Origin of the sequence: Blattabacterium cuenoti (genome assembly GCF_014251795.1) — a bacterium.
Taxonomy (GTDB): domain Bacteria; phylum Bacteroidota; class Bacteroidia; order Flavobacteriales; family Blattabacteriaceae; genus Blattabacterium; species Blattabacterium cuenoti_AB.
On sequence record NZ_CP059201.1, the window covers coordinates 339,318 to 362,052 of the forward strand.

At 30.3% G+C, this 22,735-nt stretch carries 11 protein-coding genes, 2 tRNA genes, 3 rRNA genes, 1 pseudogene and 1 other annotated feature; of the genes and pseudogenes, 8 read left to right on the top strand and 9 right to left on the bottom strand.

Features of this window, described 5'->3' with window-relative positions:
• From argC to dnaE, 3 genes are all read right to left on the bottom strand, one after another.
• On the bottom strand, nucleotides 1-975 hold the full coding sequence (gene argC / locus H0H55_RS01630; protein ID WP_185861036.1) for an N-acetyl-gamma-glutamyl-phosphate reductase: 975 nt from the start codon (nucleotides 973-975) through the stop codon (nucleotides 1-3).
• On the bottom strand, nucleotides 972-2,750 hold the full coding sequence (locus H0H55_RS01635; protein ID WP_185861037.1) for an argininosuccinate synthase domain-containing protein: 1,779 nt from the start codon (nucleotides 2,748-2,750) through the stop codon (nucleotides 972-974). The genes argC and H0H55_RS01635 overlap by 4 nt, the downstream gene beginning before the upstream one ends.
• A 182-nt stretch (nucleotides 2,751-2,932) precedes the next feature.
• Nucleotides 2,933-7,261, bottom strand: a complete 4,329-nt coding sequence (dnaE, locus tag H0H55_RS01640; protein WP_185861038.1) for a DNA polymerase III subunit alpha — start codon at nucleotides 7,259-7,261, stop codon at nucleotides 2,933-2,935.
• Between the two features lie 180 nt (nucleotides 7,262-7,441).
• Here dnaE and rpsA point away from each other — a divergent pair, with 180 nt between their 5' ends.
• Both rpsA and H0H55_RS01650 read left to right on the top strand, forming a co-directional pair.
• Nucleotides 7,442-9,238 carry a 30S ribosomal protein S1 gene (gene rpsA, locus H0H55_RS01645; protein WP_185861039.1) on the top strand — a complete coding sequence of 599 codons (1,797 nt, stop codon included), beginning with the start codon at nucleotides 7,442-7,444 and terminating at the stop codon, nucleotides 9,236-9,238.
• Between the two features lie 6 nt (nucleotides 9,239-9,244).
• Nucleotides 9,245-10,957, top strand: a complete 1,713-nt coding sequence (locus H0H55_RS01650) for a ribonucleoside-diphosphate reductase subunit alpha (protein WP_185861040.1) — start codon at nucleotides 9,245-9,247, stop codon at nucleotides 10,955-10,957.
• A 27-nt stretch (nucleotides 10,958-10,984) separates the two neighbouring features.
• Here H0H55_RS01650 and rrf read toward each other — a convergent pair.
• From rrf to H0H55_RS01675, 5 genes are all read right to left on the bottom strand, one after another.
• Nucleotides 10,985-11,095 (bottom strand): 5S ribosomal RNA (gene rrf, locus H0H55_RS01655).
• Nucleotides 11,096-11,151: 56 nt separating this feature from the next.
• A 23S ribosomal RNA gene (locus H0H55_RS01660) occupies nucleotides 11,152-14,036 on the bottom strand.
• A gap of 52 nt (nucleotides 14,037-14,088) precedes the next feature.
• Nucleotides 14,089-14,162 (bottom strand) — tRNA-Ala (locus H0H55_RS01665).
• 3 nt (nucleotides 14,163-14,165) lie between these two features.
• A tRNA-Ile gene (locus tag H0H55_RS01670) sits at nucleotides 14,166-14,239 on the bottom strand.
• Between the two features lie 104 nt (nucleotides 14,240-14,343).
• Nucleotides 14,344-15,879, bottom strand: a 16S ribosomal RNA gene (locus H0H55_RS01675).
• The 16S, 23S and 5S rRNA genes sit together here with 2 tRNA genes alongside, the layout of an rRNA operon.
• A gap of 182 nt (nucleotides 15,880-16,061) precedes the next feature.
• Here H0H55_RS01675 and queA (H0H55_RS01680) point away from each other — a divergent pair.
• The 6 genes and pseudogenes from queA (H0H55_RS01680) to topA all read left to right on the top strand — a co-directional run bounded on the left by queA (H0H55_RS01680) (nucleotide 16,062) and on the right by topA (nucleotide 22,209).
• Nucleotides 16,062-17,105, top strand: a complete 1,044-nt coding sequence (queA, locus tag H0H55_RS01680) for a tRNA preQ1(34) S-adenosylmethionine ribosyltransferase-isomerase QueA (protein WP_185861041.1) — start codon at nucleotides 16,062-16,064, stop codon at nucleotides 17,103-17,105.
• 13 nt (nucleotides 17,106-17,118) lie between these two features.
• Nucleotides 17,119-17,463 (top strand): annotated as a pseudogene (locus tag H0H55_RS01685) (polyprenyl synthetase family protein); the annotation flags it as partial.
• 44 nt (nucleotides 17,464-17,507) lie between these two features.
• Nucleotides 17,508-17,833, bottom strand: a sequence feature (16S ribosomal RNA rRNA prediction is too short).
• Nucleotides 17,834-18,062: 229 nt separating this feature from the next.
• Nucleotides 18,063-19,106, top strand: a complete 1,044-nt coding sequence (gene queA, locus H0H55_RS01690) for a tRNA preQ1(34) S-adenosylmethionine ribosyltransferase-isomerase QueA (RefSeq protein ID WP_185861041.1) — start codon at nucleotides 18,063-18,065, stop codon at nucleotides 19,104-19,106.
• 13 nt (nucleotides 19,107-19,119) lie between these two features.
• Nucleotides 19,120-20,097 (top strand): polyprenyl synthetase family protein, encoded by a 978-nt coding sequence (locus tag H0H55_RS01695; protein ID WP_185861042.1) that lies wholly within the window; start codon nucleotides 19,120-19,122, stop codon nucleotides 20,095-20,097.
• A gap of 4 nt (nucleotides 20,098-20,101) precedes the next feature.
• Nucleotides 20,102-20,311, top strand: a complete 210-nt coding sequence (locus H0H55_RS03130; protein WP_455905744.1) for a toprim domain-containing protein — start codon at nucleotides 20,102-20,104, stop codon at nucleotides 20,309-20,311.
• Nucleotides 20,312-20,328: 17 nt separating this feature from the next.
• Nucleotides 20,329-22,209 (top strand): type I DNA topoisomerase, encoded by a 1,881-nt coding sequence (gene topA, locus H0H55_RS01700; RefSeq protein WP_455905746.1) that lies wholly within the window; start codon nucleotides 20,329-20,331, stop codon nucleotides 22,207-22,209.
• 4 nt (nucleotides 22,210-22,213) lie between these two features.
• On the opposite strand, the gene H0H55_RS01705 is transcribed toward topA, so the two are convergent.
• Nucleotides 22,214-22,636, bottom strand: a complete 423-nt coding sequence (locus tag H0H55_RS01705) for a hypothetical protein (protein ID WP_185861565.1) — start codon at nucleotides 22,634-22,636, stop codon at nucleotides 22,214-22,216.
• Nucleotides 22,637-22,735: the final 99 nt, after the last annotated feature.

Sequence of the window (22,735 nt, forward strand, 5' to 3'; positions counted from 1 at the left end):
TTAGAAACGAATAGATTTTAATTTTAAACCACAAGTTTCATCCAAATCAAACATAAGATTCATATTTTGTATCGCTTGACCAGAAGCTCCTTTTATGAGATTATCTATGACACTAATTACAATCAGTTGATCTTTTTCTTTAATTAGATATAAAATACACTTATTGGTATTGATCACCTGTTTAATATCAATATTAACATCAGAAATATTTACAAATGGATGATTCTTATAATATTCTTCATATATTTCTCTATTTTTTTCTAAAGAAAAAATAGAATGAGTATATAAAGTAGTTATAATTCCTCTAGAAAAATTACCTCTGTAAGGTACAAAATAAATTTTAGAATAAAAATTGTTTTGTACCTGATGAATAGCTTGTTCAATTTCTTTCAAATGCTGATGTTTAAAAATTTGATAAGCAGAAATATTATTATTTCTTAAACTGAAATGATTTGTTTCACTTAGTCTCCTTCCAGATCCTGTAGAACCTGTTATGGCACTAATATGAATGTCTTTTTCTAATAGTTTATTTTTAGCTAATGGTAAAATAGATAAAAGAATAGCTGTGGCAAAGCATCCAGGATTAGCTATATTATTAGATTTTTTTATTGTTTCTTTTTGCAATTCTGGTAATCCATAAACAAAATTTCTGCTTTTAAAAACAGATTGAATTTTCATTCTGAAATCTTGACTCAAGTCAATCACTTTTATATTTTCTGATATATGATTCAACTCTTTTCTAGATTGGCCATGTCCAGAACAAAGAAATACAATATCTATTTTTTTGCTTAAATCACTGCTAAACTTTACATTTTCCATTTCTCCTAATAAATCTTGATGAATCAGATGAATCAATTTTCCCGTATGACTTTGACTCACTATATTTTTAATATAAGTTTTTGGATGATGAATTATCAATCTAATCAATTCTCCAGCAGTATATCCAGCTCCTCCTATAATACCTATTTCAATCATTTTTCTTTTTTATTTAAATTGTGATATATTTTCATTTGATTGCTCAAAATTTTTGTAAATCCTTTAACATCTTCTGCTGTCCAAGCATAATTCATTTCTCCATATTTAGCCATATTCATATTAGAATATTCCATTAAATCAAATTTAGATTTGATCCCTGCTAAATGAAATCTATAAGGATAAAGAATAATATCTACAGTTCCGGTTAATCTTTCTTGTGTACTTTTTAAAAACTTTTCTATATCACGCATGACAGGATCTAAGTATTGAGCTTCATGAAGTAACATACCATACCAATTGGATAATTGTTCTTTCCAATAAAGTTGCCATTTTGTAAGAATATGTTTTTCCAATAAATGATGAGCCTTTATAATAATAATAGCAGCAGAAGCTTCGAATGCTACTCTTCCTTTAATTCCCAAAATAGTATCTCCTATATGTATTCCTCTTCCAATAGCATATTCAGAAGCTATTTTTTCAATTTTTATTATATTTTTTATAGCTTTTCCTTTTTCTTTATTTACACTTACTAATTCTCCCTTTTCAAATTCTAATTCTAAATTTTCACTTTTTTTTCTTCTTAATTTTGTTGGATAAGCGCATTCCGGAAAATCGTGATAAGAAGTCAGTGTTTCTTTTCCTCCTATACTAGTTCCCCAAATTCCTTTATTTATGGAATAATATTTAGCTTGATCCCAACATATAGATACTCCTTTGTTTTTCAAATATTCAATTTCTTCTTTTCTAGATATTTTCATATCTCTTATAGGAGATAAAGTTATTTTTTCTGGACAAATAATTTGAAAGGCTACATCAAATCGAATTTGATCATTACCTGCTCCTGTACTTCCATGAGCAATTGCTTTTGCTTGAATACAAGTAGCATATTGTGCTATTTTAATAGCCTGAAAAATTCTTTCTGAACTTACTGAAAGTGGATAAGTATTATTCTTAAGAATGTTTCCGAATATAAGATATTTTATACAATTTTGATAATATTCTTCTATAGCGTCAATAGTTTTGTGCGATTTCGATCCAATGCTTAAAGCTCTTTCTTCAATTTTATCTAATTCGTTTTCATTAAAACCTCCTGTATTAATAATCACTGTATGAACTTCATATTTTTCCTGTATTAAATATTTTAAACAATAAGAGGTATCTAACCCTCCACTATAAGCCAAAACAATTTTGTCTCCATTAGATAAATAATTCTTATCTTTTTTATGACTTTTATTTTGATTATTATTTGTGTTTGAAGTGTATAAGAGACCTGTACATAAACACATTTTTTTATTATTTCTTGTTAGAATATCAAAGTTCTTGCAACTTTGACATCCTTTCCAAAACTTTTCTGAATGAGTCAATTCACTAAAAGAAACAGGTTTGAATCCTAATTCTGTATTGATTTTTAGAACAGCATTACTTGTTGTGATACTAAAAATTTTAGAATTTGGAAATTTTTTTCTAGAAAGTTTAAAAATTTCAATTTTAATAATTTTAGCAAGTCCTTGTTTTCTAAATTCAGGAAAAACGATTAAACCAGAATTCACGACAAATTCTTCATTCTGAAAAGTTTCAAGATAACTAAATCCCGCTAATTTTTCATCATAAAAAGCAATTACCGCATTTCCATGAATCATTTTTGATTTAATATACTCTGGATCTTTTTTTGCTATTCCAGTGCCCCTTATTTTTGCAGATTCCTCAATTTTTTTACAAATTAAGAAAGCATATTTCGTATCCTCTTCATGAGATACTCTAACTTTTATTTTCATCTTCGTAAGAAACCACTAAGAAAAAAAAATAAATGTGTTGTACCGTTTGGTAGTAGAATAGTATGAATAATTCTTCATATATTTATTTTTCTGATACCAAATACAAATTTAATAAAGTCTTTCTAATTAATTTCAGTTTTAGTCTTAACACTCTACAATTATTGAATTGATATCTATAAATTTTAGTTTAAATAAAAATCTAATCCTTTTATTTTTTCCAATTTTTTTAAAAAATTTGAATGAATATGAATTTCATATTTCATAGATTCAAAACTTAAAAAAATTTGATCTTCTTTATCATAAAGAACTATATTTAATTTTTTCTTTCCTATTTGTTTTTGTTGAGAAAAAAGTTTTTCTATATTATTAATCAATGCACTATTTAAACTGTTTATATTGATTTTTATTGTCAATTTATGTACTAATTTATTGAAAATATTTTGTAAATTTTCTATATGTAAAATGTTGATTTTACATTTTATATATCTCGATTTTTCAATAGAAATACATAAATGCAACGGATTATTGTGAATTAAAAGAGATTCATATTTCAAATATTGTTGTCCGTAAATTCTGAATTCTTTACAAGAATTATAATCTTCTAATAAAAAAATTCCATATTTGATTCCATTTTTTATATATGTTTTTTTTTCTATTTTGGATAAAATTCCACATACATACATTTTTTTTCCTATGAGGAATGATTCCTTTTTACTTAATTGTTCTAAAGAGATATTCGAAAAATATTTCATTTCATAATAAAAATCATCTAAAGGATGTGCAGAAGTATAAACACCTAATACTTCTTTTTCTTTGGATAACTTATATATGTTATCCCACAAATCACATTTCATAATAATAGGTTGATCTACTTTACTTTTGGTTTTTTTTAATTTAGATCCAAATTGAATAATTTTCTCTAAAGTGCTCAATTTATTATCAGACTCAATATGAAAATACTGTTCTCTATCAATATGAAAATTGTCTAAAGATCCAGATAAAATTAAACTTTCTAAAGTTTTTTTATTGACTACACGTAAATCTATTCTTTTAATTAAATTAAAAATAGAGATATAAGGTCCATTTTTTTCTCTTTCTTGAACAAGAATTTTAACAGCATTTTTTCCTACTCCTTTAATTCCAGAAAGACCAAATCTGATTTGGTTATAATCCGTTACTTGAAAAAAAGAATCACTTTCATTGATATTTGGACTTATTACAGATATATTCATTTTTTTACATTCTTCTATAAAAAAAGTAAGCTGTTTAATATTATCCATATTATTACTTAATACAGATGCCATATATTCACATGGAAAATGTGCTTTTAAATAAGCAGTTTGAAAAGCTATATAGGCATAACATGTTGCATGAGATTTATTAAAAGCATAACACGAAAAATGTTCCCAATCCTTCCATATTTTTTCTAGTATATTTTTAGTATAACCTTTTTTCATAGCTTGATGAATAAATAAATTTTTCATTTTATTGAGTATTTTCTTTTGCTTCTTACCCATAGCTATTCTCAGAATATCCGCATCTCCTTTACTAAAATCAGCTATTTTTTGAGCTATTAACATGACTTGTTCTTGATATATTGTTATCCCATAAGTTTCTTTTAAAAATTCTTCCATTTCTGGTAAATCATAAGTTATAGCTTCTTTTCCATGTTTTCTGGATATAAAATTAGGGATGTATTGTAAAGGACCTGGTCGATACAATGCTGTCATAGCAATTAAATCATCAAATTTATCAGGTTTTAGTTGACGTAAATATTTTTGCATTCCTGTTGATTCATATTGAAAAATAGCAACAGTTCTCCCTTGTTGAAAAAGACGATAAGTTTTCTCATCTTCTAAAGAAAAGAAATTATCTGTAATATTAATATTTTTACATCTTTTTTTGATAATATTTATTGCATATTTAATAATTGTAAGAGTTTTCAATCCCAAAAAATCCATTTTTAATAAACCAGCATGTTCTACCACATGATTATCAAATTGTGTCAGCAATAAATTTGATTCTTTTGACACAGTTACTGGAATAGATTCTTGAATGTCATACGGACTTATTATAATACCACAAGCGTGGACTCCTGTGCTTCTTATAGTTCCTTCTAATATTTTTGCTTGGTGCAAAACTTTTCCCTCCAACGTATCTTTATTTTTTGCAATTTCTCTCAATTTTTGTATATTGATCATTTCTTCTTTGCTTTTACTTATCTTCACAGGAAAGTTCTCTTGATATAAAATCTCTTTTAGAGAGAGCATATTAGGAACCATTTTTGCAATACGATCTGTTTCTTTTAAAGATAAATCTAACACACGTCCAGTATCTCTTATGGATGATTTAGCTCCCATAGTTGCATATGTTATAATTTGTGCTACTTTATTCTTTCCATATTTTTGAACTACCCATTCAATAATTTTTTCACGTCCTTTGTCATCAAAGTCAATATCAATATCAGGCAAAGAAATTCTATCAGGATTTAAAAACCGTTCAAAAAGAAGATTATATTTTATTGGATCTATATTAGTGATTTCTATACAATAAGCTACAATAGATCCTGCCACTGATCCTCTTCCAGGTCCCACTGAAACATTCGTTTTTCTAGCTTGAGAAATCAAATTATGAACAATTAGAAAATAACCAGGATAACCAATTTTTTCTATTGTTTTTAATTCGAAAAGAATTCTTTCTTTAATTTTTCTTGTAATATTTTTATAACGCTTTTTAGCTCCATCAAAAGTTATTCTTTTTAAGTAAGAATTTTCTCCTCTATTTCCTCCATCTATTTGATCTAAAGGATCTTCAAACGATTTTGGAATCTGAAATTTTGGTAAAAATATTTTGTTTGAAAGATGATAAGATTCAATTTTATTAATCAATTCCTCTAGAAAATCAAAAGATTCTGGAAAATCAAAAAACATTTTTTTCATTTCTTCCGGACTTTTGAAATAAAATTCATGATTCGGAAAACCAAATCTATAACCTCTTCCTTTTCCTACAGGAGTCGATTGTTTTTCTCCATTTTTTATACAAAGTAAAATATCATGAGCATTTGCTTCTTTTTTATCTAAATAAAAAGTATTATTTTGTATAACATATTTTACGTGATATTTTTTTGAAAATTTCAGTAATATACTATTAACATAATCTTCTGATTTTAAGCCGTGACGCAATAATTCTATGTAAAAATCGTCTCCGAAAAGATCTTTCCACCATAAAAAAACTTTCTCAGCTTTTCTTTCTCCATGATTTAAAATAGTATATGGAATTTCTGCATTTAAATCTCCAGTAAGAGCAATTAAATTTTCCTTATATTTTTTGATTAATTCTTTTCCAATTCTAGGAATTCCAGCATAAAAACCTTCTGTAAAACCTAATGAACAAAGTCTTGATAAATTATAAAAACCTTTTTTATTTTTAGATAAAAAAACTTGATGATATCGTTTGTCTGGTTCTTCTTTAGTAAATTTATTTTTCAAATAATTATTTGAAATAAATACTTCACAACCTATGATTCCTTTAATTGATTTTTTCGGATAATATTTTTTATTCATAGAATGAATAACATCTAAAAAAAAGAAAGATCCCATCAGATTTCCATAATCTGTTATGCCCACCGCCGGCATATCAAAATACATAGCTTTTTCTACTAGTGATTGAATATTTATAGTTGAATTAAGAATAGAAAAGTAGGTATGATTATGAATATGAGAATATTTTTTTTTTTTCAATTTATCCTTTAAGATGTCATCTAATGGTAATGGATCATCACTTTTGAATTTAAAAGAAACTTTTTCTTCTTTTTCTGTTTTTACGTGATGATTATTCTTCAGATTCAGAAAAACTACAGAAGCAGAAATTCTCTGTAAATATTTACTTCTGAATTTCAATATGACATCTTCTTTGACTCCTATATCTTTATGAGATATTATTCCAATACGTAATAGTTCGAAAAAAGAACGAGCTGTAACTTTAACATCATTTGCTGCGTTATGTAAATTTGGAACTTTTTCTCCAAAAAGTTTTTGATATAATTCAGATAATGTAGGCCATTTCAATTTTTTTCCATTTCCTGATAATGATAATTTACAATAAGGGGTAGAAATTTCTTTAGTATCTAATATTTTTTTCTTTTGAAAAGAAATCTCTTTTTTTTTTCGAAAAAATTCGCATTTAATTACTTTTATATCAAATTCTAAATTATGTCCAATTAAGCATTGAGATTGATTAAGAGATTTTTGAAATTCATGGAGAACAAAATTTAAATCAACTCCATCTTTTTTTGCTTTTTCATTAGTTATTCCATGAATATTAAAAGCATTAAAAGGAATATCATAATTATCTGGTTTAATAATAAAATTTTTAAATTCTATAAAATTGCCTATAACATCATGACTTTGCCATGCAATTTGCACTACTCTTGGCCAATTATCTGTATGAGTTATTGGAAGATTATAGGATACAGGTAATCCTGTTGTTTCTGTATCAATAATGAGGTACATTTTATTTCAATTAATAGAAAAAGTTACTGAAAAATTATTAGTTTTGTATTATCTGTTTTTTTTTTAAAAACGAATAAACGAGAATATTAAGACTGGTATATTCTAGTTTCCTAGTTTCTTTGTATATGTATATTTTTATGGATAAAATGGATAAAAAATAATGAAAAAATAATAAAAATTATGTCTAATCAAACCGAAGAAATAAAAAAAGAATCATCTCATACAAATGAAAAACTGAACGATCAGCCTATAGAAAAAAGTTTCGATTGGACAAAATATGAAACTCATTTAAATAATGATATACAAGAAGAAAGAAAAAAATTTGAAGAAATATACACAAAAACTTTGCCAAAAGTTCAAGAACTAGAAATATATCAAGGAATTGTAACACATGTTTCTGATAAAGATATTATTGTAGATATTGGATTTAAAGCAGAAGGTGCTATTCCTGTAAGTGAATTTAGAGAAAATTTGAATATTCAGATTGGCAGTAAGATAGAAGTGATGGTTGTAAAAATTGATTATAAAGGACAATGTATTCTATCATATCAAAAAGCAAAAATGTTAAGAAATTGGCAACGTATTAATGAAGCATATGAAAAATCTGAAGTCATATTAGGTTATGTAGCAGCTAGAACAAAAGGGGGGTTGATTGTAGAAATATTTGATATAGAATGTTTTTTGCCTGGATCACATATAAATGTAAAACCTGTTCGAGATTATGATATTTATGTAGGAAAAACTATGGAGGTCAAAGTAGTTAAAATAAATAAAAAAACAAAAAATGTTGTTGTTTCTCATAAAGTATTGATAGAAAGAGATATTGAAGAACAGAGAAAAGAAATGATATCCAAGTTAGATAAAGGACAAGTATTAGAAGGAAAAATAAAAAATATTCTTCCTTATGGTGCTTTTGTAGATTTAGGAGGAGTAGATGCTTTGCTTCATATTACCGATATGAGTTGGCCTCATATTAACCATCCTACAGAAATAGTTCAGTTAGAGCAAGAACTAAAATTTGTTGTATTAGGTGTTGATAAAGAAAAAAATCGCGTACAATTAGGATTAAAACAATTGCAACCTCATCCTTGGAATTCTTTAGACGAAAATTTAAAAGTAGGAAGTAAAGTAAAAGGAAAAGTGAGTGTTTTAGCTGATTATGGGGCATTTATTGAAATTATTCCAGGAGTAGAAGCATTGTTGCATATTAGTGAGATGTCTTGGTCTACAGATTTATCTTCTACTCAAGATTTTGTACAAATAGGAGATGAGTTGGAAGCAGTTATATTAACTATAGATCGTCAAGAAAGAAAAATGTCTTTGAGCATTAAACAATTAATTCCAGATCCTTGGATGAATATACAGGAGAGATATCCTGTAGGATCAAAACATACTGGTGTTGTAAAAAAATTTACAAATTTTGGAGTTTTTTTGGAATTAGAAAAAGGAATTACTGGAATTGTTTATAGTAATGATCTGTCATGGATTAAAAAAATAAAATATCCATCTGAATTTTGCAGTATAAATGATAAATTAGAGGTGATGGTCCTTGCTTTAGATACTCAGGCAAGAAGATTAAATTTAGGACATAAACAATTAACCGAAAATCCATGGAACAAATATGAAAAAATTTATACCTTGGGTAGTATTCACAATGGAATAATATCAAATTTATTTGATAAGGGTGCTTCTGTGAAATTTACAGAATCTCAAGAGATAGAAGCTTTTGTTCCTTTACGTTTTTTAGAGAAAAAAGATGGCACTACTCTGAAAAAAGGGGAAAGAACTAATTTCAAGATAATTGAATTTAATAAAGAAACTAAAAAAATCGTGATTTCTCATACATCTGTATATCGTGATAAAGACCAAAAGAAAGAACAACGTGGAAGAAACAGAAAATTTGAGAAATCCACACTCGGGGATATAGAAGGGTTAGCTAAATTAAAAGAACAAATTGAGAAAGAAAAAAATAAATAGTTTGTGATGGAAACACACCCTGTTGCAGAAAAAGAAGGATGGAAAGTTGGAAAAGATTTTCCCGTTTGGGCTAATAATGAATTATATTTAACTACGATTAAGGGAGGATACTTGTTGAATAGAGAAACTCCTTTTGAAGCATATAAAAGATTAGCAAAAAATGCAGCAAAAATTTTAAAAAAACCAGAAATAGAGGAAAAATTTTTTAATATTTTTTGGAAAGGATGGCTTATTCCTTCTACTCCTGTTATGGTAAATCTTGGAACAGAAAAAGGTTTACCTATCAGTTGTTTTTCTGGAAGAATTGGGGATAGTATGTATGAAATCTATAAGAAAAATTTAGAAATGGCTATACTTAGTAAACATGGTGGAGGGACATCTTATGATTTTAGTTTAGTTAGACCTGTAGGTAGTTATATAAAAAATGGGACATTAGGAACTTCTGATGGAATTATTCCTTTTATTAAATCATATGATAGTACAATAGTAGCTAGTAAGCAAGGGAGAACAAGGAGAGGAGCTGTGGCTATTTATTTAAATATAGAACATAAAGAATATCCAGAATTCTTAAAAATTAGAGAACCGAAAGGAGACATTAATCGTCAATGTCATAATGTTCATCAAGGTGTAATAATTTCCAATTCTTTTATGGAAAAAGTATTAAAAAGAAATGGAAAAGAACGATTTTTATGGATTGAAACACTTAAAGAACGTGTTCAAACTGGAGAACCATATCTTTTTTTTAAAGAAAATGCTAACAAAAATCTTCCAGAAAATTGGAAAAAACACGGTTTAAAAATACATCATAGCAACCTTTGTTCAGAAATTATGTTGCCAACAGATGAAAGTCATACTCTTGTATGTTGTCTCTCTTCTTTAAATTTATATAAATATGTAGAATGGAAAAATACAAATACTGTTTTTTATGCGATTCTATTTCTTGATGCAGTCATGCAAGAATTTATTGATAAAGGAAAACATATACGGGGAATAGAAGATGCTGTTCGTTTTGCTGAAAAAAGTCGAGCTTTAGGTTTAGGAACTTTAGGTTGGCATTCATATCTACAATCTAATATGATTCCTTTTATATCTGTTCAATCTAAAATGTTAACACATAGTATATTTAGAAATATACAAAAAGAATCTCAGAAAGCTACTAAATATTTAGCTCAAGAATATGGAGAACCTGAATGGAATGTCGGAACAGGAAAGAGAAATTTAACTTTAATGGCAATGGCTCCTAATAGGAGTTCTGCTAAACTGGCTGGGGGTCTTTCTCAAGGAGTAGAACCTTTAGCTGCGAATATATATGTTGATGATGATTCGAAAGGAATGCATATTCGTAAAAATCCTTATTTAGAAAAAATACTCATAAAAAATGGATATAATCTTCCAGAAGTTTGGGAACAAATAGCTAATGAAAAAGGTTCTTGTCTTGGATTAACTGCTCTTAATGAAAAACAAAAAAATGTTTTTAGATGTTTCAAAGAAATTGACCAATTAGAACTAATTAAGCAAGCGAGTATACGACAAAAATATATTGATCAAGGACAAAGTATAAATCTTTCTTTTCATCAAAATACTCCAGCAAAGTATATAAACAATGTACATATTGAAGCTTGGAAAATAGGTTTAAAAAGTCTTTATTATTATAGAAGTGAAAGTATTCTTCGGGCAGACACAAAAAATCGAGATTTATATCTCGAAAGTTTATTATAGTTTTTTATAAATAAAAAAAAAATTAGGGCAGGGCGGCGACTTACTCTTCCGGAATAAACCAGTACCATCAGCGCTAATGTGTTTCACTTCTCTGTTCGGAATGGGAAGAGGTGGGTCCACATTGCTATAACCACCCATACCATAAGAAAATGCTGATAAAACAAGACATAACATAATATACATATCACAATAAATTAAAAAGCTTACGGGTAATTAGTACTACTCAGCTATGATATTACTATCTTTACACTTGTAGCCTATCAACGTTGTCATCTTCAACGACCCTTAAAAGAAGCCTAATCTTGTGGTGAGTTTCGCACTTATATGCTTTCAGTGCTTATCTCTTCCGAACATAGCTACTCAGCGATGCATCTGGCGACACAACTGATACACCAGAGGTTCGTCCAATTCGGTCCTCTCGTACTAGAATCAGCTCCACTCAAGCTTCTAACGCTCGCAATAGATAGAGACCGAACTGTCTCACGACGTTCTGAACCCAGCTCGCGTGCCACTTTAATGGGCGAACAGCCCAACCCTTGGGACCTTCTTCAGCCCCAGGATGTGACGAGCCGACATCGAGGTGCCGAACCTCCCCGTCGATGTGAGCTCTTGGGGGAGACTAGCCTGTTATCCCCGGAGTACCTTTTATCCTTTGAGCGATGGCCCTTCCATCCGGAACCACCGGATCACTATGCCCTACTTTCGTACCTGATAGACTTGTAAGTCTCACAGTCAAGCACCCTTATGCCATTACACTCTACACACGATTACCAAACGTGTTGAGGGTACCTTTGGGAGCCTCCGTTACCTTTTTGGAGGCGACCACCCCAGTCAAACTACCCACCACGCAATGTCCTCAATTGTTTTTATCGAGTTAGATTTCAATTAAAAAAAGGGTGGTATTTCAAGGGCAACTCCACATTACCTAGCGATAATGCTTCAAAGTTTCCCACCTATCCTACACATTTTTCAATCAAAACCAATACGAAGCTATAGTAAAGGTTCACAGGGTCTTTTCGTCCCATTGCGAGTAATCGGCATCTTCACCGATATTACAATTTCACCGAGCTCACGGCTGAGACAGTTTCCAGATCGTTACACCATTCGTGCAGGTCGGAACTTACCCGACAAGGAATTTCGCTACCTTAGGACCGTTATAGTTACGGCCGCCGTTTACTGGGGCTTCAGTCAAAAGCTTTGCTAAAAGCTAACTCTTTTCTTTAACCTTCCAGTACTGGGCAGGTGTCAGACCCTATACGTTATTTTTCAATTTAGCAGAGTCCTATGTTTTTGATAAACAGTCGCCTGGATCTCTTCGCTGCGGCCTCTTTAAAAAAGAGGCTACCTTTCTCCCGAAGTTACAGGTTCATTTTGCCTAGTTCCTTAGCCGTGAATCACTCGAGCACCTTAGGATTCTCTCCTCAACTACCTGTGTCGGTTTTGGTACGGTTTATTTTTATCTGAAGCTTAGAGGCTTTTCTTGGAAGTTCTTACCTGTACTATCCACTTGTCCGAAGACTCGTAGTACTATCGTAAATCAGCAAAATATACGGATTTTCCAATATATTTTGTACCTAATTACTTCAACGTACATATCCGTCAGTACGCGACAGTTTCATAACTCCGTCCCCCCGTCGCAATAAAAATAAGTACCGGAATATTAACCGGTTATCCATCGACTACACCTTTCGATTTTATCTTAGGAACCGACTAACCCTCAGCTGATTAACATAGCTGAGGAACCCTTAGTTTTTCGGTGTGCGGGTTTCTTTCCCGCATTATCGTTACTTATACCTACATTTTCTTTTGTAAAAGCTCCACTATATTTTACAACATAACTTCAACGCTTTTACAATGCTCCCCTACCGATTGATAAATCAATCCCATAGTTTCGGCGATATATTTATGCCCGATTATTATCCATGCTCAGTCACTCGACTAGTGAGCTGTTACGCACTCTTTAAATGAATAGCTGCTTCCAAGCTAACATCCTAGCTGTCTCAGTAACTAAACTTCGTTTGTTCAACTTAATATATACTTAGGGGCCTTAACTGATGATCTGGGTTGTTTCCCTCTTGGACATGGACCTTAGCACCCATGCCCTCACTACCGTGAAACATAATAACAGCATTCGGAGTTTGTCAGGAATAAGTAGGCTATGAAACCCCTTCATCCAATCAGTAGCTCTACCTCTGTATTATTTTACACGATGCTGCACCTAAATGCATTTCGGGGAGTACGAGCTATCTCCGAGTTTGATTGGCCTTTCACCCCTATCCACAAGTCATCCGAAGACTTTTCAACGTCAACCGGTTCGGTCCTCCACTATGTGTTACCACAGCTTCAACCTGCTCATGGATAGATCACTCGGTTTCGCGTCTAATCCTTCCGACTGAACGCCCTATTCAGACTTGCTTTCGCTTCGGCTCCGTAGCTGAACTACTTAACCTTGCCGGAAAAATTAACTCGTAGGTTCATTATGCAAAAGGCACGTCGTCACTTCATAAAGAAGCTCCGACAGTTTGTAAGCGTATGGTTTCAGGATCTATTTCACCCTTCTATTCGAAGTACTTTTCACCTTTCCCTCACGGTACTAGTTCACTATCGGTCTCTGAGTAGTATTTAGCCTTACCGGATGGGCCCGGCAAATTCAGACAAGATTTCCCGTGTCCCGTCCTAATCAGGTTACTACTTATGTAATTTTTCCATTTTATATACAGGATTATCACCTTCTATGATTGATCTTTCCAAATCATTCTACTATAGAAAAATAGTCATTTATTGTAGACCTATAACCCCACTACAGCCTAGACCATAATGGTTTGGGCTATTCCGCTTTCGCTCGCCACTACTAACAGAATCACTATTGTTTTCTTTTCCTCTAGATACTTAGATGTTTCAGTTCTCTAGGTTTGCTTTACATAAAAGTAATATCATATATAATTATGATAGGTTTCCCCATTCGGAAATCTGCGGATCAATTCGTATGTGCCAATTCCCGCAGCTTATCGCAGCTTATCACGTCCTTCTTCGCCTCTCAGAGCCAAGGCATCCACCATACGCCCTTTATTAGCTTTTTTACTTTATCATTATTGTATATTATGTATGTCAAAGAACTTTATATAAATAAATGGAGAATATCGGAGTCGAACCGATGACCTCCTGCGTGCAAAGCAGGCGCTCTAGCCATCTGAGCTAATTCCCCAAATAGTCTCGCGCGGAATTGAACCGCGGACCTCTACATTATCAGTGTAGCGCTCTAACCATCTGAGCTACGAGACTGATTACTATATAATCAATCTCCATCCCTTACCTGTAAGTCTTACAGAAAAAAAGCTTCTAGCCCAACACTAAACAGATCTTTTTGAATAAGAAAAATGCTCTAAAAAAGAGATGTTCCAGCCGCACCTTCCGGTACGGCTACCTTGTTACGACTTAGCCCCAGTTATCGATTTTACCTTAAGCAGCTCCTTTAACGGTCACCGATTTTAGGTATCTCCGACTTCCATGGCTTGACGGGCGGTGTGTACAAGGCCCGGGAACGTATTCACCGCATCATGGCTGATATGCGATTACTAGCGATTCCAACTTCATAGAGTCGAGTTGCAGACTCCAATCCGAACTGAGATCGGCTTTTAGAGATTAGCTTCTGATCGCTCAGTAGCAACCCTTTGTACCGACCATTGTAGCACGTGTGTAGCCCAAGGTATAAGAGCCGTGATGATTTGACGTCATCCTCACCTTCCTCACGACTTACGTCGGCAGTCTTGTTAAAGTCCCCGACATTACTCGCTGGCAACTAACAATGAGGGTTGCGCTCGTTGAGGGACTTAACCCAACACCTCACGGCACGAGCTGACGACAACCATGCAGCATCTTGTACTCCGTCCGAAGACTAAACTATTTCTAGCTTATTCGTAGTACATTTAAACCTTGGTAAGGTTCCTCGCGTATCATCGAATTAAACCACATGCTCCACCGCTTGTGCGGGCCCCCGTCAATTCCTTTGAGTTTCAGCCTTGCGACCGTACTCCCCAGGTGGATCACTTATCACTTTCGCTTAGTCACTGAAATAATCCAACAACTAGTGATCATCGTTTACGGCGTGGACTACCAGGGTATCTAATCCTGTTTGCTCCCCACGCTTTCGTGCCTCAGCGTCAGTATAGATTTAGTAACCTGCTTTCGCGATCGGTGTTCTGTGTGATATCTATGCATTTCACCGCTACACCACACATTCCAGCTACTCCAATCTCACTCAAGTCTACCAGTATCAATAGCCATTTTAACAGTTAAGCTGCAACATTTCACTACTGACTTAATAAACCGCCTACGCACCCTTTAAACCCAATAAATCCGGATAACGCTTGTGTCCTCCGTATTACCGCGGCTGCTGGCACGGAGTTTGCCGACACTTATTCGTATAGTACATTCACGATTCTTATCTCGTAAGAATTTTTATTCCTAAACAAAAGCAGTTTACAACCCGTAAGGCATTCTTCCTGCACGCGACGTGGCTGGTTCAGAGTTTCCTCCATTGACCAATATTCCTCACTGCTGCCTCCCGTAGGAGTCTGGTCCGTATCTCAGTACCAGTGTGGGGGATCACCCTCTCAGGCCCCCTACCGATCATTGTCTTGGTAAGCCTTTACCCTACCAACTAACTAATCGGGCGCACGCCCATCTTTTGCCGCACTATTAATGCTTTAATAATAAAATCATGCGATTTCATTATACTATAGAACATTAATCCAAGTTTCCTTAGGCTATTTTCTAGCAAAAGGCAGGTTACGTACGTGTTACGCACCCGTACGCCGGTCGCCATCAAAATCTATAAAATAGATTCCATGCTGCCCCTCGACTTGCATGTGTTAAGCCCGCCGCTAGCGTTCATCCTGAGCCAGGATCAAACTCTCCGTTGTAAAAAAATTAATTTCAAATGCGTTAAATCTTATTAAAAATCCTGCATGATCAGGTCTAGAAGCTTCTTTATGTAAAGAACAATAAAAATACAAGTATACATTTTTTTTTTTTTTTTAAAAAGTTTTTAATATAAATTATTATAATAATGTACAAATGCACAAAATTTTCTTAATTCATTAGTATGAGAACTTCAGATTTCAATTTTGCATCATCTCTTAATCTTCTCGCTAAATTTCCCACACAAGAAAGAGATGAGTCTAAATTAATGATTATTCATAGAGAGAATCAAAAAATAGAACATAAGTTTTTCAAAAATTTACATGAATATTTTGAAGAAGGAGATACTCTCATTTTGAATAACACAAAAGTATTCCCGGCAAGATTATTTGGAAATAAAGAAAAAACAGAAGCAAAAATAGAAGTTTTTTTGCTTAGAGAATTAGATCCAAAAGATAGAACGTGGGACGTATTGGTTGATCCAGCAAGAAAAGTAAGAGTGGGAAATAAATTAAATTTTGGGTCTGGATTAACAGGAGAGATCATAGATAACACTACTTCTAGAGGTCGAATTTTACAACTCAATTTTAATGGAAATCACAAAGAACTTATAAAAAAAATAAAAGAATTAGGAAAAACTCCTTTACCTAAATATATTAATCGACAACCTGAAAAAAATGATGAAAAACGTTATCAAACTGTATATGCAAAAGAGGAAGGATCTGTGGCTGCACCTACAGCAGGATTACATTTTTCAAAACATTTATTAAAAAAATTAGAAATAAAAGGAATTCATTTAGTAGAAATAACTTTACATTTAGGATTAGGAAGTTTTTTACCAGTAGAAGTTGAAGATATATCAAAACATAAAATGGATTCCGAAAAATGTATTATAAACGATAATACATGCAAAATTATAAATCTTGCTAAGCAAAAAAAAAAACGAATTTGCGCAATCGGAACCTCTTCTATGAGAGCTATTGAAAGTTCTGTTTCTTCTAAAAAAAATTTAAATCCGTTTTATGGATGGACTAATAAATTTATTTTTCCTCCTTATAATTTTAACATAGCTAATTCCATGATTACAAATTTTCATATGCCAAAATCAACTTTACTTATGATGACAGTTGCTTTTGCAGGTTTTGATTTAATAATGAAAGCATATCAAATAGCAATGGAAAAAAAATATAGATTTTATTCTTATGGAGATGCCATGTTAATATTATGAAATCATAATATTTATGGAAATTATATTAGAAAAAATCAAAAATGTTATAAAAAAAGAAATAGTAGAATTTGAAAAACAATTTATAAACATAATTAAAAGTAATGTTGTTCTGATCGATCAAATTACTCACTATATAACTCATAAAAAAGGAAAATTGATTCGTCCTATATTTGTTTTTTTAATAGCTAAAATGTTAGGAACAATACAAAAAAAAACATATCATACCGCTTGTTTAATTGAATTAATACATACAGCTACACTTGTTCATGATGATGTTATAGATGATAGTTCACTTCGTCGTGGATCTTTTTCTATTAATGCTATATGGAAAAATAAAATAGCTGTTTTAATTGGAGATTATCTGCTCTCTAAGAGTCTTCTAATTGCTACAAATAATAATTATTACGACTTACTTAAACGTAGGAGTCTGGTCCGTATCTCAGTACCAGTGTGGGGGATCACCCTCTCAGGCCCCCTACCGATCATTGTCTTGGTAAGCCTTTACCCTACCAACTAACTAATCGGGCGCACGCCCATCTTTTGCCGCACTATTAATGCTTTAATAATAAAATCATGCGATTTCATTATACTATAGAACATTAATCCAAGTTTCCTTAGGCTATTTTCTAGCAAAAGGCAGGTTACGTACGTGTTACGCACCCGTACGCCGGTCGCCATCAAAATCTATAAAATAGATTCCATGCTGCCCCTCGACTTGCATGTGTTAAGCCCGCCGCTAGCGTTCATCCTGAGCCAGGATCAAACTCTCCGTTGTAAAAAAATTAATTTCAAATGCGTTAAATCTTATTAAAAATCCTGCATGATCAGGTCTAGAAGCTTCTTTATGTAAAGAACAATAAAAATACAAGTATACATTTTTTTTTTTTTTTTAAAAAGTTTTTAATATAAATTATTATAATAATGTACAAATGCACAAAATTTTCTTAATTCATTAGTATGAGAACTTCAGATTTCAATTTTGCATCATCTCTTAATCTTCTCGCTAAATTTCCCACACAAGAAAGAGATGAGTCTAAATTAATGATTATTCATAGAGAGAATCAAAAAATAGAACATAAGTTTTTCAAAAATTTACATGAATATTTTGAAGAAGGAGATACTCTCATTTTGAATAACACAAAAGTATTCCCGGCAAGATTATTTGGAAATAAAGAAAAAACAGAAGCAAAAATAGAAGTTTTTTTGCTTAGAGAATTAGATCCAAAAGATAGAACGTGGGACGTATTGGTTGATCCAGCAAGAAAAGTAAGAGTGGGAAATAAATTAAATTTTGGGTCTGGATTAACAGGAGAGATCATAGATAACACTACTTCTAGAGGTCGAATTTTACAACTCAATTTTAATGGAAATCACAAAGAACTTATAAAAAAAATAAAAGAATTAGGAAAAACTCCTTTACCTAAATATATTAATCGACAACCTGAAAAAAATGATGAAAAACGTTATCAAACTGTATATGCAAAAGAGGAAGGATCTGTGGCTGCACCTACAGCAGGATTACATTTTTCAAAACATTTATTAAAAAAATTAGAAATAAAAGGAATTCATTTAGTAGAAATAACTTTACATTTAGGATTAGGAAGTTTTTTACCAGTAGAAGTTGAAGATATATCAAAACATAAAATGGATTCCGAAAAATGTATTATAAACGATAATACATGCAAAATTATAAATCTTGCTAAGCAAAAAAAAAAACGAATTTGCGCAATCGGAACCTCTTCTATGAGAGCTATTGAAAGTTCTGTTTCTTCTAAAAAAAATTTAAATCCGTTTTATGGATGGACTAATAAATTTATTTTTCCTCCTTATAATTTTAACATAGCTAATTCCATGATTACAAATTTTCATATGCCAAAATCAACTTTACTTATGATGACAGTTGCTTTTGCAGGTTTTGATTTAATAATGAAAGCATATCAAATAGCAATGGAAAAAAAATATAGATTTTATTCTTATGGAGATGCCATGTTAATATTATGAAATCATAATATTTATGGAAATTATATTAGAAAAAATCAAAAATGTTATAAAAAAAGAAATAGTAGAATTTGAAAAACAATTTATAAACATAATTAAAAGTAATGTTGTTCTGATCGATCAAATTACTCACTATATAACTCATAAAAAAGGAAAATTGATTCGTCCTATATTTGTTTTTTTAATAGCTAAAATGTTAGGAACAATACAAAAAAAAACATATCATACCGCTTGTTTAATTGAATTAATACATACAGCTACACTTGTTCATGATGATGTTATAGATGATAGTTCACTTCGTCGTGGATCTTTTTCTATTAATGCTATATGGAAAAATAAAATAGCTGTTTTAATTGGAGATTATCTGCTCTCTAAGAGTCTTCTAATTGCTACAAATAATAATTATTACGACTTACTTAAAATTGTATGTAAAACAATAAAAGATATGAGTGAAGGCGAATTATTACAAATAGAGAAATCAAAAAAATTAAATATTACCGAAAAAATATATAATAAAATCATATATCATAAAACAGCAAGTTTAATCGCTACTTCTTGTGAAGCAGGAGCACGTTCAGTTAATGCAGATAAACAAACAACTTTGAAAATGAAAAAATTTGGAACGTTTGTAGGAATTGCTTTCCAAATTAAAGATGATTTATTTGATTATGAAGAAAAAAAAGAAGATTCAATTGGAAAACCTGTAGGGATTGATCTAAAAGAAAGAAAAATAACGCTCCCTCTTATTTATACTATTCAAAAAGCATCTCAAAAAGAACAAGAATGTATACTAAATTTTATAAAAAATTATGATGAAAAAAAAAGACATGAAATAATTTATTATATAAAAAAATATAGGGGATTAGAATATGCTACTCAAAAAATGATTAAATTCCGTAATAATGCATTAGATATTTTAAAAATTTATCCAGAAGGACGAATCAAAGAAGCATTGAAAATAATGGTAAATTTTATCGTAGAAAGAAATCAATAAAAAAATGAAAAAAAATTTAGTAATAGTAGAATCACCTACTAAAGCTCATACAATACAAACATTTCTTGGAAAAAACTATCATGTAACGTCCAGTTATGGACATATTATAGATTTACCAGATAAAGAAATAGGAATAAAAATAAAAAATAATTTTGAACCCAATTATGTAATATTATCTAAAAAAAAAAGATTATTCAAAATCTTAAAACATTAATAGAAAAATACGAAATCATTTGGTTAGCTTCAGATGAAGATCGTGAGGGCGAAGCTATAGCTTATCAGATTTACAAAATTTTTAATATTCCTGATAAAAAATATAAAAGAATTGTTTTCCACGAAATTACAAAAAAAGCAATTTGTAATGCTATAAAAAATCCAAGAAAAATTGATTATAATTTAGTTTATGCTCAACAAGCTAGACGAATTATAGATCGATTAGTAGGATATAAATTGTCTCCTATTTTATGGAAAAAAATCAATACCGGACTTTCCGCTGGCAGAGTTCAATCTGTTGCAGTAAGACTTATAGCAGAACAGGAAAAGAAAATTCAAAATTTTATTCCTCGTCCAACTTATCAAATATATGGTTCCTTCACTAATCCTGAATCTAATAGAATTTTTGATGCTAAATTAGAAAAAGAAATAGAAGATAAACAAGAAATGAGAAATATTTTAAAATTATGTATAAATAGTACTTTTATAGTAAAAGAAATTACTATAAAACAAGAAAAAAAAAGTCCTCCACCTCCATTCACGACATCTTCTCTACAACAAGAAGCTTATAAAAAATTAAGTTATTCCACATCTCAAACCATGTTACTAGCTCAAAAGCTATATGAAAAAGGATTAATTACATATATCCGGACAGATAGTACAAACTTGTCAAAAAACATTTTATCAGAAATTAAGAATTTTCTACTTTTTTCATATGGAAAAAAATATTTTTCTATAAGGAAATTTTATAAAAAAAAATTTTCTCAAGAAGCACACGAAGCAATTCATCCTACTATTATTGATAATAATGAGAATTATTTAGATTCATTTTTACTAGATAAAAATCAAAAACGTCTTTATAAACTTATATGGGAACGAACAATTATAGGTCAAATGTCAGACGCTATTTTTGAAAAAAAAGATGTTTACATTCAATCCTCTCATTTAAAAAATCTTTTTGTTTATACACAAAAAACTGTATTATTTGATGGATTCATGAAAATATCCAGTAAAGAAAAAAAAGAAAAATATAATTTAGAAATGGAAAGAGGTTCTCTTTTAGAAAAAAAAGAAGTTACAGCTAAACAAACAATTAAAAACCAAATATATAGATATAATGAAGCTAGTTTAGTCAAGAAATTAGAACAATTGGGAATAGGAAGACCTTCAACTTACGTTTCTATAATTTCTACTATTCAGAATAGAAATTATGTTAACATTCAAAAAATTTCAAAAAAAGTAGAAGTACGTGAAACTTTTTCTCTAAAAAAAAATTTGATTTATAAAAAAAATGATGAAGTTTATAAAATTGAAAAAAATAAATTTTTTCCCACAGAAATGGGAATTTTAACCACTGATTTTTTAAAAAAAAATTTTGATGATATAGTCAATTATAGTTTTACTGCAAATCTGGAAAAAAATTTTGATGATATAGCTAAAGGAAAACAATCTTGGATTCAAATCGTTGAAAATTTCTATAGCAAATTTTATGAAAAAATGCAACATGTTAAAAAAAATGTTGATAAAATTCATAAAGAACGTTTTCTTGGAAAAGATCCAAAATCTAATAAAAAAGTTTTTGCGAAAATAGCTAGATACGGACCTATTGTTCAAATGGGAGAATATAAAAATAAAGAAAAACCAAAATTTTCTCCTCTGTTAAATAGACAAAAAATAGAATCAATTTCTCTTCCAGAAGCTTTAAAAATTCTTGAGTTACCTAAATTATTGGGAACATTTGAAAAAAATGAAATTTTCCTAAAAATAAACAAATATAATATTTATATAAAATATAATAAAAAATCAATTCCAGTTGACGAAAAAATGTTTTTTAATAATTATTTGAATTTAGAACAAGCTATTAATATTATAATTGAAAATAAAAAAAAAATTGAATAATTATTTAATTATCAAAATATCTTTGATTTAAATAAGTAGTTGGATAAGCTTGATCATGTCCTGTGCGTCTAATATGGTCTAAATATTTAGGAATATAAGATAAAGCTTTTACTCTATCAGATAATGACATACGATTCCATATGTTTTCAGCCATTCTTTTCTTTCCTACTTTATATTTATAATCTGTCCAAAAACGATTGAAAGATAAATCAGCAGGAATTTCTTCTATAGAAAAAGCAGCTTTAGAATTTCTCATTTTGTTGATTATAGACTCATTATAAGGTAAGTATTTGCCTATCCATATATAATGAGATAAAGAAAGTCTTTCAGGAAAAATAACTTCTCTTAAAAAACCATTCAAATCATATTTAAATATGATATCACCAGACACTAAACGACTTCTAAATATATATTGTTTACCTCTCATTATTATTGATTTCATCAACATTAATTACATTTATCAATGTAAAATGATGAAATTTTTAATTATTTAAACAAAAGTATTTTTATGTTATCTAATTATGAA